The sequence below is a fragment of the Actinoplanes sp. NPDC004185 genome, assembly GCF_053603475.1.
Genome location: NZ_JBSGFR010000075.1, coordinates 13,451 through 28,539, shown reverse-complemented (window position 1 = coordinate 28,539; position 15,089 = coordinate 13,451). Strand labels below are relative to the sequence as shown.

Here is a 15,089-nt window from a genome sequence, read left to right as displayed (position 1 = left end):
CCGCTACCACGCCACCGTGACCATCGCCTCGATCATGATCTGGCTCCGCGCCAACCCAGACCGAGCCCGCCCATGATCCGTCAGATTCGCTCTAGGCCTGCCGTTCCGGTTGGCTGTCCCGGTTCCGGGTGGTCGCGCGGCGGACGGCCCAGCGGATCGCCTGGTGGACCACGATGCCGGCGGCCGTGTTGGCCGCGGACACGCCCGCCGCGGCGGCGATGTTCCAGCCCGGTTCGATCAGGTCGTCGGCGAGCAGCAGGACAGGCCAGCCCAGCGTGGCGGCCACCAGGGTCGTACGCCACCAGCGGCCGAGCACCAGGCCCACCAGCATCAGTGTGGGCACCATGGGTTCACTGTCGCAGTTTTCCGGGCCTCGGACGACGAAACGGTGTGGCGGCAGGTTGCTGCCGCCACACCGCGATCGTCCGGGTCAGGTCAGCTGAGGCTGAACCGCTGGTTCGCCTGGCTGTTGCAGTCGTAGATCTGGACCTGCTGACCGTTGCCGGTGCCCCAGACGTCCAGGCAGCGTCCCGACTGCACGCCCGTGATGGTGCCGTTGCTGTTGACGTTCCACTGCTGGTTGGTCTGTCCGTTGCAGCTGTAGATCTGCACGGCCGAGCCGTTGGCCGAGCCTGCCGCGTCCAGGCACCTGCTGCCGTACACGGTCAGTTGCTTGCTCGACGTCAGCGTCCAGGCCTGGTTGCTGCCGCCGTTGCAGTCGTACAGCTGGACCCGGGTGCCGTTGTTCTGCGTCGCGTTCGGCACGTCGAGGCAGCGGCCCGACTGGGCGCCGACGATGCTGCCGCCCGAGGCCGGCGGGGTCGAGGGCGTCGGGGAGCCGGGGCCGGCGGTCGGCGAGGACGGCGTGCCGGGGCCGGCCGCGTTCAGAGCGTTGAGGACCGAGGTGTACGCGGCCTTCTTGTTGCCGTTGCCGTCGAACAGCAGCGGGTTCTCGCTGGAGCGCCACGAGTCGCTGTCCCGTACGCCCCAGACGGTGATGCCGACGCAGCGGGGCACGTTCAGGCAGGCCTGGGTCAGTCCGGCGTACTGCGAGGTGGACGAGTTGGTGACGTCGACCTCGGTCAGCGCCACGTCCACGCCCAGCGCGGCGAAGCTCGACAGCGTCGTCTGGAAGTTGCTCGGCAGGGAGCTACCGCCGGTGAAGTGGGTCTGCAGGCCGACGCAGTCGATCGGCACGCCGCGCGACTTGAAGTCGCGGATCATGTTGTAGACGCCCTGTGTCTTGGCGTAGGTCCAGTTCTCGATGTTGTAGTCGTTGTAGCAGAGCTTGACCGAGGGGTCGGCGGTGCGGGCCGCGCGGAACGCCGCCTCGATCCAGTCGTTGCCGGTCGACTGCAGGTTCGACGAGCGCCTGCTGCCGTTCTCGGCGAAGGCCTCGTTGACCACGTCCCAGGCGTAGAGCTTGCCCTTGTAGTGGGCCATGACGCCGTTGATGTGGTCGATCATCGCCTGACGCAGGCTGCTGCCGCTGAGGCTGCCCCAGAAGCCGGGCTGCTGGGCGTGCCAGGCCAGGGTGTGACCGCGCACCCTCATGCCCCGCTGAGTCGCCCAGTTGTAGATCTGATCGCCGGCGCTGAAGTTGAACTGGCCCCGGTTGGGCTCGGTCGCGTCGGGCTTCATCTCGTTCTCGGCCGTGATCATGTTGAACTCGCGGCCGGCGATCGTGGAGTACGTCGAGTTGCTGAGCCGGCTCGCGGCGATCGCCGTGCCGAAGTACCGGCCCGACTGGGCCGCCGCCGCGCCGAGGGTGGACTCCGCGGCGTTCGCGTTCGGCATCAGCGCCACCGCGCCGGCCGCCGCGACGACGGCGACGGCTCCGGCGAGCAGCGCGCGGGCCCGTAACGAACGGCGGCCCGGGGAGCCGGCGGAGTGGACAGGAGGGGGGATTGCCACGATGGCCTCCTTCTCGGATCACACGACCTGATCCAAAGAACGACGGGTTTCAATGCCACCGTCATGCTGGCATGGCAACATCGCGGAAACAATGGTTCCCGGAACACTTCCGGAATTTGTTACCGCACACAACGCCCGTTTTTGCCCGACTTACGGAGGGTATTCAGATCTGAGGGCGGTCCGAATGAGGGGTGGCGTGGGTCACGAATGACCGAAACTTTCGGAAATCGACCCGGACATGCGAAACGGCGGCAGTCCCCCCAAGGGCCGCCGCCGTTTCTCCCCTATCACCCGTCGCCCGGAACCTCCCTAACGGGAAGCGCCGGCGCGGCGCTTGCTCCAGACGTCGAAGGCCACTGCGGCCAGCAGGACTGCACCCTTGACCAGCAGGACCGTTTCGCTCTGGGCACCGATCAGCGACATGCCGTTGTTGATGACACCCATGATCAGGCCACCGGTGATGGCTCCGACCACCTTGCCCACGCCGCCCTGGACCGCCGCGCCGCCGATGAAGGCCGCCGCGATGGCGTCGAGCTCGAAGTTGGCGCCGGCCGTCGGGTTCGCCTGGTTGAGCCGGCCGGCGAAGATCACGCCGGCCAGCGCGGCCAGCACGCCCATGTTCACGAAGATCCAGAAGATGACCGATTTGACCTTGACGCCGGACAGCGTCGCGGCCTGCAGGTTGCCGCCGACCGCGTAGATCTGCCGGCCGAAGACCGCCCGGTTGGTCAGCAGCGAGTACGCCAGCACCAGGAACGCCAGCAGCACCAGCACCCAGGGCAGGTTCTTGAACCGGGCCAGCTGCACGATGACGGCGATGACCAGGAACGAGGCCACCGCGATCCGGCCGATGAACAGCGGCAGCGGGTCGACGACCTGGCCGTACTGCTGGCGGGCGGAGCGGGTGCGCCACTGGGTGAAGACGATGCCGCCGACCGCGATCACGCCGACCAGCAGGCTGAACAGGTCGGCGCCGCCGAGCGCGCCGAGACCGACGTTGCCCAGGTAGCCCTCGGTGAAGCCGTTCGACAGCGTGCGGACCTCGTCCGGGAACGGGCCGATGCCGCGGTTGCCCAGGATGGTCAGGGTCAGCGCGCGGAACAGCAGCATGCCGGCCAGCGTGACGATGAAGGCCGGGATGCCGAAGTAGGCGATCCAGTAGCCCTGCCAGGCGCCGATCAGACCACCGACGACCAGCGTGATGAGCAGCGCCAGCGGCCAGGGCACGTTCTGCTCGACCATCAGGACGGCCGCGACCGCGCCGCAGACCGCGACCACCGAGCCGGCGGACAGGTCGATGTGCCCGGCGATGATGATCAGGATCATCCCGATCGCCAGGATCAGGATGTACGAGTTCTGCACGATGATGTTGCTGATGTTCTGCGGCGCCAGCAGGTCACCGCCGGTGAGCACGGTGAACAGCACGACGATCAGCGCGAACGCGATGTAGATGCCGCTCTGGCGCAGGTTCAGGTTGTACCGGCGGGGTGAGTCCCCGGTCGGGCCGGCCGGCGCCGCCGGTGACTCGTCCACCGCGAGGTCGGCGTTGGTGGGTGCGACAGACATCGCGGTTACTCCGTTCCCTTGGTCATCAGCGTCATCAGGTTCTCCTGGGTGGCCTCGGCGCGCGGCACCTCACCGGTGATCCGGCCGGCCGACAGCGTGTAGATCCGGTCGCAGATCCCGAGCAGCTCGGGCAGCTCGGAGGAGATGACCAGCACCGCCTTGCCCTCGTCGGCGAGCCGGTTGATGATGGTGTAGATCTCGTACTTGGCGCCGACGTCGATGCCACGGGTGGGCTCGTCGAGGATCAGCACGTCCGGGTTCGTGAAGATCCACTTGGACAGCACGACCTTCTGCTGGTTACCCCCGGAGAGCTTGCCGGTGATGCTCAGCACGCTGGGCGCCTTGATGTTCATGCTCTTGCGGAAGGCGCCCGCGGTCTTGAACTCCTCGTTCTCGTCGACCCAGCCACGCTTGGCCAGCTTGCCGAGAGCGGCCGCGGAGATGTTGCGCTTGATGTCCTCGATGAGGTTCAGGCCGTACCGCTTGCGGTCCTCGGTCGCGTACGCGATGCCGTGGTTGATCGCGTCGCGCACCGAGCGCAGGTGGATCTCCTTGCCGTCCTTGATGATCCGCCCGGAGATCCCGATGCCGTAGGAGCGGCCGAAGACGCTCATCGCCAGCTCGGTACGCCCGGCGCCCATCAGCCCGGCCAGCCCGACGATCTCGCCGCGGCGCAGGATCAGGTTAGCGTTGCTGACCACCACCCGGCCGTGCTGGGTGGGGCTGTGCACGGTCCAGTCCTCGATCCGCAGCACCTCCTCGCCCACGTGCGACTCGTGCGGCGGGTAGCGGTGGTCGAGGTCGCGGCCCACCATGCCGGAGATGATCTTGTCCTCGGTGACCTCGTCGGTCGCCAGATCCAGGGTGGAGATCGTCCGGCCGTCGCGCAGGATGGTCACCCGGTCGGCGATGGCCATGACCTCGTTGAGCTTGTGCGAGATGATCACGCAGGTGATGCCCTCGTCACGCAGCCCGCGCAGCAGGCCGAGCAGGTGCGCGGAGTCCTCGTCGTTGAGCGCCGCGGTCGGCTCGTCGAGGATGAGCAGCCGGACCTCCTTGGACAGGGCCTTGGCGATCTCGACGAGCTGCTGCTTGCCGACGCCCAGCTCCAGGATCGGGGTCACCGGGCTCTCGTGCAGGCCCACCCGCCGCAGCAGCTGGCCGGCGGCGTGGTTGGTGCGGTTCCAGTCGATCAGGCCGCGGGTGGCCTGCTCGTTGCCGAGGAAGATGTTCTCGGCGATGGACAGCTGCGGAGCCAGCGCCAGCTCCTGGTGGATGATGACGATGCCGCGGTGCTCACTGTCGCGGATGCCGGAGAACCGGCACTCCTCGCCCTCGAAGGTGATCTCACCGTCGTAGGAGCCGTGCGAATAGACCCCGGACAGCACCTTCATCAGGGTGGACTTGCCGGCGCCGTTCTCGCCGCAGATCGCGTGGATCTCGCCGCGACGTACGGTCAGATTGACGTCCTGGAGCGCTTTGACCCCGGGAAACGTCTTGGTGATGTCCCGCATCTGCAGGATGGTGTCGCTCATGGAACTCCCCAGGGTCGCACGCGCGCGAAGGAGGCGGTGCCCGCCGCCGGGTGGGGCGACGGGCACCGGTACGGATTACTTGAGGTCCGACTCCTTGTAGTAGCCCGAGTCGACGAGCTCCTTCTTGTAGTTGCTCTTGTAGACGATCACCGAGTCCAGCAGCTGGGCCGGGACGACCTTGACACCGTTGTCGTAGTCCTTGTCGTTGTTCGTCGTGGGCTTCTGGCCCTTGAGAACAGCGTCGGCCATCTGCACGGTGGTGTCGGCGAGCTTGCGGGTGTCCTTGTAGATGGTGGCGAACTGCTCACCGGCGATGATCGACTTGACCGACGCCTGCTCGGCGTCCTGGCCGGTGACGACCGGGTACGGCTGGCCGGCGGTGCCGTAGCCGTTGCTCTTGAGCGCGGAGAGGATGCCGATGCTCAGGCCGTCGTACGGCGACAGCACGCCGTCGACCTTGGTGCCGCCCTTGTACGTCGAGGTCAGCAGGTTCTCCATGCGGTCCTGGGCGACGGCCGGCTTCCAGCGCAGGATGGCGACGGTCTTGAAGTCGGTCTGACCGCTCTTGACCACGAGGGTCTTGCTGTCGATGTACGGCTTCAGCACCGACATCGCGCCGTTGAAGAAGAAGGTCGCGTTGTTGTCGTCCGGGGAGCCGGCGAACAGCTCGATGTTGAACGGGCCCTTCGCGTCACCCTTGGTGGTGCCGTCCTCCTTGAGCAGCTTCAGGCCGACCAGCAGCGAGGTCGCCTGCTGGACGCCGACCTTGAAGTTGTCGAAGGTGGCGTAGTAGTCCACGTTCGGGCTGTTGCGGATCAGCCGGTCGTAGGCGATGACCGGGATGTTGTTCTCCTTGGCGCTCTGCAGCTGCGTGGTGATCGCCGTGCCGTCGATCGACGCGATGATCAGCAGCTTGGCGCCCCGGGTGATCTGGTTGTCCAGCTGGTTCACCTGGGTCGGGATGTCGTCCTCGGCGTACTGCAGGTCGACCTTGTAGCCCTTGGCCTCGAGCTGCTTCTTGAGGTTGTCACCGTCGCCGATCCACCGCTCGGAGGAACGCGTCGGCATGGTCACGCCGATCAGCGCACCCTTGTTGTCGGCAGCACCGGAGGCCTGCGAGTCGGTCGTCTTCTCACTCGAGCCACAGGCGGCCAGGGCCACCGAAAGCGTCATGGCCGTGGCCACTGACGCGAGCCGGGTCAACTTCATCGTTCTCTCCTTGCGATGGTGGGCGCACGACCGGGCAACTTTCCCGCACGTGCGATCATAAGTAAACATTTCTCGACACTGTTGTTACGCAGGCGATACGTACTTACCGCGCGTATTGCCGGTAGTACGCCTGGTTCCAACGCACTCGATCGGCGAAGTCGTACGTGGTGGTGTTCTCGTCGATGAGCAGAAGTTCAGTGTTGAGCATCGTGGCGAAGTCGCGCAGCGGCTCCGCTCCGACCGCCTGGGTGAGCACGGTGTGGTGCGGCCCGCCGGCGGTCAGCCAGGACTCGGCCGACGTGGCCAGCGACGGGGCCGGCTTCCAGACGGCGCGGGCCACCGGCAGCTTGGGCAGCGGCTCGTCCGGCGCGGTGACCTCGATGTCGTTGGCCACCAGCCGGAACCGGTCGCCGAGGTCGGCCAGGCCGATCACCACACCGGGGCCGGGCGCGGCGTCGAAGACCAGCCGCACCGGGTCCTCCCGGCCGCCGATGCCCAGCGGGTGGATCTCGCAGGACGGCCGGTCGGCGGCGATGCTCGGGCAGACCTCGAGCATGTGCGCGCCGAGGATCTTCTGCTCGCCCGGGCCGAAGTGGTAGGTGTAGTCCTCCATGAACGAGGTGCCGCGGCCGGTGCCCGTACCCATCGCCTTGACCGCCGCGAGCAGTGCCGAGGTCTTCCAGTCGCCCTCGCCGCCGAAGCCGTAGCCGTCGGCCATCAGCCGCTGCACGGCCAGGCCGGGCAGCTGGCGCAGCCCGCCCAGGTCCTCGAAGTTGGTGGTGAAGGCGCCGAAGCCGCCCTCGGTGAGGAACTGCCGCAGGCCGGCCTCGATCCGCGCGGCGTAGCGCAGCGACTCGTGCCGGTCACCGCCGCGGGCCAGCTGCGGGTCGAGGGTGTACGCGTCCGCGTACTCCGCCGCCAGCGCGTCGACCTCGCTGTCCGGGATCGCGTCGACCACCGCGACCAGGTCGTTCACGCCGTACGTGTTGACCGAGACGCCGAAGCGCAGCTCGGCCTCGACCTTGTCGCCCTCGGTGACGGCCACGTCGCGCATGTTGTCGCCGAAGCGGGCCAGCCGCAGGCTGCGCAGGCGCTGCACGCCCGCCGCGGCCCGCACCCAGCCGTCGATCCGGGTCACCACGGACGGGTCGGCCGCGTGCCCGGCGACGGTCTTGCGGGCCACACCGATCCGGGTCTGGATGTAGCCGAACTCCCGGTCACCGTGCGCGGCCTGGTTGAGGTTCATGAAGTCCATGTCGATGGACGCCCACGGCAGCGCCTGGTTGAGCTGGGTGTGCAGGTGCAGCAGGGGCTTGCGCAGCGCGTCCAGGCCGGTGATCCACATCTTGGCCGGGGAGAACGTGTGCATCCAGGCGATCACGCCGAGGCAGGCCGGGTCGGCGTTGGCCTCGAGCATGACCGTCCGGATCGCCGCGCTGTCGGTGAGCACCGGCTTGCTGACGATCTCCGCCGAGATGCCCCCGGACGTCGTCAGGAGCTGCTGGATCTGCTGCGACTGGGAGGCGACCTGGTCCAGGGTCTCGGGCCCGTAGAGGTGCTGGCTGCCGGTGAGGAACCAGATCTGCGGCTTCATCGGGTGGACTCCTGTCCGTAGGCGTGCGGGTGGCGTGAGAGGGCGGTCACCGGGCGGCCACCCGGCGCTGAAGGGCCCGCAGGTTGCGCATGACCTTGTTGGCGCCCCGGCCGAAGTAGTCGTGCAGCTTGGTGTACTCGGCGAAGAGCTCGTCGTAGACCTCGGCCGCGGCCGGGTCGGGCTGGTAGACCGCGGTCTGCTTGCGGCCCATGGCCGCCGCGGCCGTGCGGACGTCCGGGTACGCGCCCGCGGCGGCCGCCGCGTGGATCGCCGAGCCCAGCGCCGGACCCTGGTCGGAGCCGATCACCGACAGCGGCATCCGCAGCACGTCGGCATAGATCTGCATGAGCAGGGGGTTCTTGACGAGACCGCCGGCGGCGACGAACTCGCGCACCGGCACGCCGGCGGCGTTGAACGTCTCGACGATGGTCCGGGTGCCGAACGCGGTCGCCTCGATGAGCGCGCGGTAGACGTCCTCGGGGCGGGTCGCCAGCGTCTCGCCGACGAGCAGGCCGGACAGCTCGTGGTCGACCAGGACCGAGCGGTTGCCGCTGTGCCAGTCCAGCGCGATCAGGCCGTGCTCACCCGGCTGCTGCCGCGACGCCAGCTCGGTGAGGTGCTCGTGGGTGAACTCGGGGGCGAGGTGGCGCAGGTAGTGGGCGAAGATGTCGCCGACGCCGCTCTGCCCGGCCTCGTAGCCGTACAGGCCCTCGACGATGCCGCCGTGCACGACGCCGCACATGCCGGGCACCTCGGCGACCTCGGCGCCGTTCATCACGTGACAGGTCGAGGTGCCCATGATGGCGACCATCTGGCCCGGCTCGAGGGCCTGGGCCGCGGCCGAGGTGACGTGCGCGTCGACGTTGCCGACCGCCACCGCGATGCCCTCGGGCAGGCCGGTCCAGGCGGCGGCCTCGGCGCTCAGCGTGCCGGCGGCGGCACCGAGCTGCCCGATCGGCTGGTCCAGCTTGTCGGCGACGAAGCTCGCGAACTCCGGGTTCAGCTCGCTCAGGAACTCCGGCGACGGGTAGTGCCCGTCCTGGCGGATGCCCTTGTAACCGGCCGTGCAGGCGTTGCGGACGTAGGAGCCGGTGAGCTGCCAGATGATCCAGTCGGCGGCCTCGACCCAGCGGTCCATCCGCGCGTACAGCTCGGGGTCCTCCTCCAGCAGCTGCAGGGCCTTGGCGAACTCCCACTCCGAGGAGATCAGACCGCCGTAGCGCGGCAGCCAGGCCTCGCCGCGCTTGGCGGCGAGCTGGTTGATCCGGTCGGCGTGCGGCTGGGCGGCGTGGTGCTTCCAGAGCTTGACGTACGCGTGCGGCCGGCTCGCCAGCCCTTCGAGCTCGCTCAACGGCGTGCCGTCGGCCGTCGTCGGCACCATGGTGCACGCGGTGAAGTCGGTGCCGATGCCGACGACCTGGGCCGGGTCGATGCCGGCTGCGCGCACCGCGGCGGGCACGGCCCGCTGGAGGACCTCGACGTAGTCGCCGGGCACCTGCAGCGCCCAGTCGTGGCCGAGCGGGGTGCCGTCGGGCAGGGCCTCGGTGAGCACGGCGTGCGGGTATTCGTGGACGGCCGAGCCGAGCTCGGTGCCGTCGGACACCCGGACGACGACGGCCCGGCCGGAGAGGGTGCCGAAGTCGACGCCGATCACATAGGTCTCGGACGGAGCGACGGGCATGACTGAATACCTCCGGGAAGGGGGATCCGGCGTGGCGCCGGCGTGTCACAGACCACACGACAGGCGGCGTGGGATCGAGTGTGAGCGCTAACATTTCCGATGTCAACGGCTCTGTGGTTACAACGCGGCAACCTTGATGAAACCGTTCAGGCAGGTGGGGCCACACTGGCCCGTTCCACCAGCGACGGGGCGATGACCACGCGGTTGGGCGGCGTGGCGGGGTCGGTGATCTGGGCCAGCAGCAGGTCCAGGCCGGCCTGGGCGACCGCGTCGAAGGACGGCCGCACGGTCGTCAGCGGCGGGATGAAGAAGGCCGCCTCCGGCACGTCGTCGAAGCCGACCACGCTCACGTCGTGCGGCACCCGGCGGCCGTGCTCACTGAACGCCCGCAGCAGGCCCAGCGCCTGGTGGTCGTTGGCCGCGAAGACCGCGGTCACCTCGGGCATCCGCGCCAGCATCCGGCCCGCGTCGTAGCCGGAGGCCGCCGACCAGTCGGCGTTCACCAGCGGCGGCACCTCGGCGCCGGCCTCGTGCAGGGCAGCCCGCCAGCCCTCGATGCGCCAGGCCGCGTCGTACCACTCCGGCGGGCCGGAGATGTGCCAGACCGTACGGTGCCCCGCGGCGAGCAGGTGCCGGGTGGCGGCGCGCGCCCCGGCCGCCTGGTCCACGGTCACCAGAGTGTGCGACCGCTGCGGATCACCGTCGATGGTCACCAGCGGCACCCCGGCGGGCATGCCCTCGAGGGCGTCGTCCGCGGACTTCACCGGCGCGATCACCACCAGGCCGGCGACCCGCTGGTCCAGGTGCCGCTCGACGGCTCCCGCGATCGACTCCCGGTCGAGCCGTCCGACGCTGCCCACGCTGACCGCGAAACCGGCCTCGGCGGCGGCCTGCTCGAAGGCCGCCAGCAGCGAGGCCGGGCCGTAGAGGGTGCTGTTCTGCGCGACGATGCCGATCAGCTGGGAGCGGCCGGTGACCAGGGCCCGGGCCGCCCGGTTGGGCCGGTAACCCAGCTCGGCGATGGCCGCACGGACCCGAAGGCGGGTCTGTTCGCGCACATTCGGATGGTCGTTGAGGACCCGGGACACCGTCTGGTGCGAGACTCCGGCCAGCCGGGCGACATCGGTCATGGCGGGGCTGCGCGCCGCGTGCACATCCATCGCCGCACCTCGTCCCGTCGCGCGCCACCGTGGACGCGGGTGTCCCGGAGGGTGGACCCGTCGGTCATTGTTAGCGATAACAAGACCCTCGTCAACAGCCGGACCGGTGCGGACCCGTACGCTCGGCGGTGATGGACGCAGCACCGGTTTCCCCGCCGCCGGCCGGCCACGTCGTGCTCGACACCCGTCGTGACCACGGCTTCGCGTCGCTGCGCAAGTCCGCACCGACGCGCGCCGAGCGGTACGAGCTCGGCCGCTCACTGCGCGAGCGGTCGCCGCGTTCCGACCTGGCCCACTGGACCCCGGCGCCGGACCGCGTCGACCCCGTCCAGCAGATCGTCGACGCGCACGAGGGGCGGCTGCCCTGGCTCGTCCCGGTCCGGGTGGGCCGGATGATCGCCTCGCCGTACGCGTTCCTGCGCGGCTCGGCCAACATCATGGCCGACGACTTCGCGCCGCTGCCGCACACCGGCATCACCCCGGTCATCTGCGGCGACGCCCACCTGGGCAACTTCGGCTTCTACGCCTCCCCCGAACGCGAGCTGGTCTTCGATCTCAACGACTTCGACGAGGCCCACCCCGGCGCCTGGGAATGGGACCTGCGCCGGCTGGTCACCAGCGTGTGGGTGGCCGGCCGGCAGAACGGCTTCCGCGAGCATGCCTGCGCCGACGCGGTGAAGCACTGCGTCGAGGAATACCGCGAGCAGATCGGGCACCTGGCCGAGCTGCCCTTGCTGGCCCGCTCGTTCGCCGCCCTCGACGTGGACGATCTGCGCAAGGCGGCCACCAAGCCCGGCTTCCGCGACGAGATCGAACGGGCCGCCCGCCGGGCCCGCCGGCGCACCAGCGACCGGGCGCTGCCGCGCTTCACCGAGCACCGCGACGGCACCGTGCGCCTGGTGCAGGAGCCGCCGCTGATCACCCGGCCCAGCGACAAGGAGCTCGACCACCTGGCCGCGGCACTGGACGGCTACCTGAACACGCTGCCACCGCACTGGGCGCGCATCCTGGCCGGCTACCGGATCGTCGACATCGCGCACAAAGTGGTCGGCGTCGGGTCGGTGGGGCTGCGGGCGTACGTCGCGCTGTGCGAGGGCAGCAGCCCCGACGACGTGGTGTTCCTCCAGCTCAAGCAGGCCCGCCGGTCGGTGATCGCGAAACACCAGCACGGCTCGGTGGCCTGGCACCGGCACCAGGGCCAGCGCGTGGTCGAGTACCAGCAGGCGCTGCAGACCGTCAGCGACCCGCTGCTGGGCTGGGCCACCGTGGGCGAGCTGCAGTTCTACGTGCGGCAGTTCCGCGACATGAAGGGCGCGATCCTGGTCGAGGACATCAACGCGGGCGCGCTGGCCGACTACGCCGGCATCTGCGGTTACCTGCTGGCCAAGAGCCACGCCCGCACCAGCGGCGCGTCCATGATCGCGGGCTACATCGGCAGCAGCGACAAGCTGGACGACATGCTGTGCAAGTTCGCCCGCGCGTACGCGGACCAGGTCGAGAGCGACCACCAACGCCTGGTCGCCGCGGTGCGCCAGGGTCACCTACCGGCGGAGCCAGCATGAGTGGTCGTTTGTCCCTGACAGCCCCCGCGGTCCTGGAGTTCTGGACCGAGCGGCACCTGTGCACCCTGACCACGCTGCGGGCCGACGGCTCGCCGCACGTGGTGCCGGTCGGTGCCACCGTCGACCCGGCGGCGGGCCTGCTCCGGGTGATCGCCTCCGGCGGCTCGGCCAAGGTCCGGCACGTCCGCGCGGGGGGCGACCGGGTGGCGATCTGCCAGGTCGACGGTCCCCGCTGGAGCACGATCGAGGGCCGGGCGGTGGTCCGCGACGACCCCGAGTCGGTGGCCGAGGCCGAGCGCCGCTACGCCGAGCGCTACCGCCAGCCCCGGCCCAACCCGCAGCGGGTGGTCATCGAGGTGACGATCGCCCGGGTGCTGGGTTCGGCCAGCCTGGGCGCTGCGCCGGTACCCGGGCGGAGTTGAGTACGCGCACCCATCCGCCCAGGTCACCGGCCCGGCAGGGTATCCGGCATGACCTCCACCACCGTGCCCGGCGCCTCCGCCGGGTCCCTGGCGGCCGCGACCCCGTCCGGCCGTGACCGCTACGTCGACCTGCTCCGCGTCGCCTCGCTCGCAGTGGTGATCGCCGGGCACTGGCTGATGGCCGTACCGGTGACCGGCGCCGACGGCGGCACCCGCGTCACCAACGTGCTGGCCCTGGTCCCCCGGTTGCAGCCGATCACCTGGCTGCTGCAGGTCATGCCCGTGTTCTTCCTGGTCGGCGGCTTCGCGCACGCGACCGCGCTGGCCTCGATCCGGCGCCGCGGCGGCGGCTACGCGGACTTCACCCGGTCCCGCACGGCCCGGCTGCTGCGCCCGACCGCGGTCTTCCTCGCCGTCTGGCTGACCCTGGCCCTCGGCGTGGCGCTGGCCGGCCAGGACCAGGGGCTGGTCCGGGTGGCGCTGCGGACGGCGGTGCAGCCGCTGTGGTTCCTCGCCGTCTACCTGGGACTCGTCGCGCTGGCGCCGGTGATGTGGCGGCTGCACGAACGCTTCGGCGCCAGGGTGCCGGTGCTGCTGCTGGCCGTGGCGGTCGGCGTCGACGTGCTGCGCTTCGCCGGTCACCCGCGGATCGCCGTCCTGAACCTGCTGGTGGTCTGGGCCGGGGTGCACCAGCTCGGCTTCTTCTACGCCGACGGCACGCTGCAGCGCGGGGGCCGGCGGCTCGCCCTGGTGCTGGCCGGTGGCGGATTCGGCGCGGTGCTGCTGCTGACGACGGTGGGGCCGTACCCGGTGTCGATGGTCGGGGTGCCCGGCGAGACGGTGTCCAATATGTCGCCGCCGACGGTGGCGCTGGCCGCGCACGCGGTCTGGCTGATCGGTCTCGTCCTGCTGGTCCGCGGGCCCGTCACCCGCCTGCTGAGCCGGGCCCGGGTGTGGCAGGCCGTGGTGGCCGCGAACGGGCTGGCCATGACCGCGTTCCTCTGGCACCTGACCGCCGCGTTCGTCGTCCTGGTGGCGGCCCGCGGCCTGACCGCCGGAGCACCCGGTTCGGCCGGCTGGTGGGCGACCCGGCCGCTCTGGCTGGCCGCTGCCGCACTGGTCACCGTCGTCCTCGTGCTGGCCTTCCGGCGCTTCGACGCACCCCGGCCCACGGTGATCACCACGGGATCGGCCACCCGGGCCGCGATCGGCGCAACGCTGTGCACGCTGGGCGTCCTCGGCGTCTCGATCGCCGGGTTCGGCGGGCTGCTGGAGGGCCGTACGGCGACACTGCTGGTCGTGCCGGTCACCGCACCGCTCGCCCTGGCTCTGGTCGCGCTGGGCGCAAGCCTGCTGCGGGCCGCTCCGCTGAGCGCGGGAACGGCGGTAGCTTTCAACGGTGAGCATTCCTGACGCGACGACGTCCCCGGCCGGGGTGGAGATCCTCGAGGGCACCCCGGTCGCCCTCGGCGGGCCGCGCGGGCTGGAGGTGACCCGGACGCTGCCCAGCAAGCACCGGCGGATGGTCGGGGCGTGGTGTTTCCTGGACGCGTACGGGCCGCACCGGCTCGCGGGCTCGGCGGGGATGCGCGTCGGCCCGCACCCGCACATCGGGCTGCAGACGGTGAGCTGGCTGGTGGCCGGGGAGATCGTGCACCGCGACAGTCTCGGCAGCCTGCAGGAGATCCGGCCGGGCCGGCTCAACCTGATGACCGCCGGCCGCGGCATCTCCCACTCGGAGGAGACCCCGGCTGACAACAGCGGCGTACTCCAGGGGGTTCAGCTCTGGGTGGCCCTGCCCGACGCGACCCGCGGCGGGCCACCGGCCTTCACCCAGCACGCGGAGCTGCCGGTGCTCACCGACGGCGGCCTCACCGCGACCGTGCTGATGGGCGACCTGGCCGGGGCGGTCTCCCCCGCCCGCTGCGACACGCCCCTGCTGGGAGCGGAGATCACCCTGGCTGCCGGCAGCGCGGCCGCGCTGCCCCTGAGACCCGATTTCGAGTACGCGGTGCTGGTCATCGACGGCGCGGCGACCGTGGCGGACGTGCCGGTCGAGCCGGGACCGTTGCTCTACCTCGGCGAGGGACGCACCGAGCTGCGCCTGGCGGCGGGACCGGCGACCAGGCTGATGCTGCTGGGCGGCGAACCGTTCACCGAACGGCTCGTGATGTGGTGGAACTTCGTGGGCCGCGACCACGACGAGATCGTGGCGGCCCGCCAGGCCTGGGAGGACCGCGCCGGGGGCGGACCGTTCGGCGTGGTCCGCGGCTACGACGGCCCGGACATCCCCGCGCCGCCGATGCCGATCACCCGCCTGGTGAGCCGCGGCCGCACCCGCTGACCTGCGGAGATCCACTTCGGGCAACGCACAGATCCGGCTTGACGGTGGTTGCGGGCGGGCGGATCGTCGACAGAGGTATCCATGCACGCGGGCTGAAGGAGC

General features: G+C 70.4%; 12 protein-coding genes. 4 read left to right on the top strand and 8 right to left on the bottom strand.

Annotated elements, in window-relative coordinates:
- Positions 1 to 91: 91 nt before the first annotated feature.
- The 8 genes from ACWEOZ_RS41480 to ACWEOZ_RS41445 form a co-directional block, all read right to left on the bottom strand.
- A complete protein-coding gene (locus ACWEOZ_RS41480; protein WP_451916173.1) occupies positions 92 to 346 on the bottom strand; it encodes a hypothetical protein in 255 nt (84 codons plus the stop codon).
- 89 nt (positions 347 to 435) lie between these two features.
- Positions 436 to 1,914 carry an endo-1,4-beta-xylanase gene (locus ACWEOZ_RS41475; RefSeq protein WP_451916172.1) on the bottom strand — a complete coding sequence of 493 codons (1,479 nt, stop codon included), beginning with the start codon at positions 1,912 to 1,914 and terminating at the stop codon, positions 436 to 438.
- Positions 1,915 to 2,223: 309 nt separating this feature from the next.
- Positions 2,224 to 3,480 carry a multiple monosaccharide ABC transporter permease gene (mmsB, locus tag ACWEOZ_RS41470; RefSeq protein WP_451916171.1) on the bottom strand — a complete coding sequence of 419 codons (1,257 nt, stop codon included), beginning with the start codon at positions 3,478 to 3,480 and terminating at the stop codon, positions 2,224 to 2,226.
- 5 nt (positions 3,481 to 3,485) lie between these two features.
- Complete coding sequence (gene mmsA / locus ACWEOZ_RS41465; RefSeq protein WP_451916170.1) at positions 3,486 to 5,015, bottom strand: multiple monosaccharide ABC transporter ATP-binding protein; 1,530 nt, start codon at positions 5,013 to 5,015, stop codon at positions 3,486 to 3,488.
- A gap of 75 nt (positions 5,016 to 5,090) precedes the next feature.
- Positions 5,091 to 6,224 (bottom strand): multiple monosaccharide ABC transporter substrate-binding protein, encoded by a 1,134-nt coding sequence (gene chvE, locus ACWEOZ_RS41460; protein ID WP_451916169.1) that lies wholly within the window; start codon positions 6,222 to 6,224, stop codon positions 5,091 to 5,093.
- A gap of 103 nt (positions 6,225 to 6,327) precedes the next feature.
- Positions 6,328 to 7,818, bottom strand: a complete 1,491-nt coding sequence (araA, locus tag ACWEOZ_RS41455; RefSeq protein WP_451916168.1) for an L-arabinose isomerase — start codon at positions 7,816 to 7,818, stop codon at positions 6,328 to 6,330.
- 46 nt (positions 7,819 to 7,864) lie between these two features.
- Positions 7,865 to 9,499: a ribulokinase gene (gene araB, locus ACWEOZ_RS41450; RefSeq protein WP_451916167.1), complete on the bottom strand. Its 1,635-nt coding sequence runs from the start codon at positions 9,497 to 9,499 to the stop codon at positions 7,865 to 7,867.
- A 146-nt stretch (positions 9,500 to 9,645) separates the two neighbouring features.
- Positions 9,646 to 10,659, bottom strand: a complete 1,014-nt coding sequence (locus ACWEOZ_RS41445; RefSeq protein ID WP_360824521.1) for a LacI family DNA-binding transcriptional regulator — start codon at positions 10,657 to 10,659, stop codon at positions 9,646 to 9,648.
- 131 nt (positions 10,660 to 10,790) lie between these two features.
- Between ACWEOZ_RS41445 and ACWEOZ_RS41440 the strand changes: the two genes are divergently transcribed.
- The 4 genes from ACWEOZ_RS41440 to ACWEOZ_RS41425 are packed head-to-tail and all read left to right on the top strand — an operon-like array spanning position 10,791 to position 14,987.
- Entirely contained in the window at positions 10,791 to 12,221 is a 1,431-nt protein-coding gene (locus ACWEOZ_RS41440; RefSeq protein WP_451916166.1) for a DUF2252 domain-containing protein, read from the top strand.
- Positions 12,218 to 12,643 (top strand): pyridoxamine 5'-phosphate oxidase family protein, encoded by a 426-nt coding sequence (locus ACWEOZ_RS41435; protein WP_451916165.1) that lies wholly within the window; start codon positions 12,218 to 12,220, stop codon positions 12,641 to 12,643. The genes ACWEOZ_RS41440 and ACWEOZ_RS41435 overlap by 4 nt, the downstream gene beginning before the upstream one ends.
- A gap of 48 nt (positions 12,644 to 12,691) precedes the next feature.
- Positions 12,692 to 14,056, top strand: coding sequence for an acyltransferase family protein (locus tag ACWEOZ_RS41430; protein ID WP_451916164.1), 1,365 nt, complete (start codon positions 12,692 to 12,694; stop codon positions 14,054 to 14,056).
- Entirely contained in the window at positions 14,043 to 14,987 is a 945-nt protein-coding gene (locus ACWEOZ_RS41425) for a pirin family protein (protein ID WP_451916163.1), read from the top strand. The genes ACWEOZ_RS41430 and ACWEOZ_RS41425 overlap by 14 nt, the downstream gene beginning before the upstream one ends.
- The last annotated feature ends 102 nt before the right edge of the window (positions 14,988 to 15,089 follow it).

What these genes read in the sequence shown, in the direction of transcription:
- ACWEOZ_RS41480 (WP_451916173.1), bottom strand. Translation starts at nt 346, where the DNA reads ATGGTGCCCACACTGATGCTGGTGGGCCTGGTGCTCGGCCGCTGGTGG.
- mmsB (WP_451916171.1), bottom strand. Translation starts at nt 3,480, where the DNA reads ATGTCTGTCGCACCCACCAACGCCGACCTCGCGGTGGACGAGTCACCG.
- mmsA (WP_451916170.1), bottom strand. Translation starts at nt 5,015, where the DNA reads ATGAGCGACACCATCCTGCAGATGCGGGACATCACCAAGACGTTTCCC.
- chvE (WP_451916169.1), bottom strand. Translation starts at nt 6,224, where the DNA reads ATGAAGTTGACCCGGCTCGCGTCAGTGGCCACGGCCATGACGCTTTCG.
- araA (WP_451916168.1), bottom strand. Translation starts at nt 7,818, where the DNA reads ATGAAGCCGCAGATCTGGTTCCTCACCGGCAGCCAGCACCTCTACGGG.
- araB (WP_451916167.1), bottom strand. Translation starts at nt 9,499, where the DNA reads ATGCCCGTCGCTCCGTCCGAGACCTATGTGATCGGCGTCGACTTCGGC.
- ACWEOZ_RS41445 (WP_360824521.1), bottom strand. Translation starts at nt 10,659, where the DNA reads ATGGATGTGCACGCGGCGCGCAGCCCCGCCATGACCGATGTCGCCCGG.
- ACWEOZ_RS41440 (WP_451916166.1), top strand. Translation starts at nt 10,791, where the DNA reads ATGGACGCAGCACCGGTTTCCCCGCCGCCGGCCGGCCACGTCGTGCTC.
- ACWEOZ_RS41435 (WP_451916165.1), top strand. Translation starts at nt 12,218, where the DNA reads ATGAGTGGTCGTTTGTCCCTGACAGCCCCCGCGGTCCTGGAGTTCTGG.
- ACWEOZ_RS41430 (WP_451916164.1), top strand. Translation starts at nt 12,692, where the DNA reads ATGACCTCCACCACCGTGCCCGGCGCCTCCGCCGGGTCCCTGGCGGCC.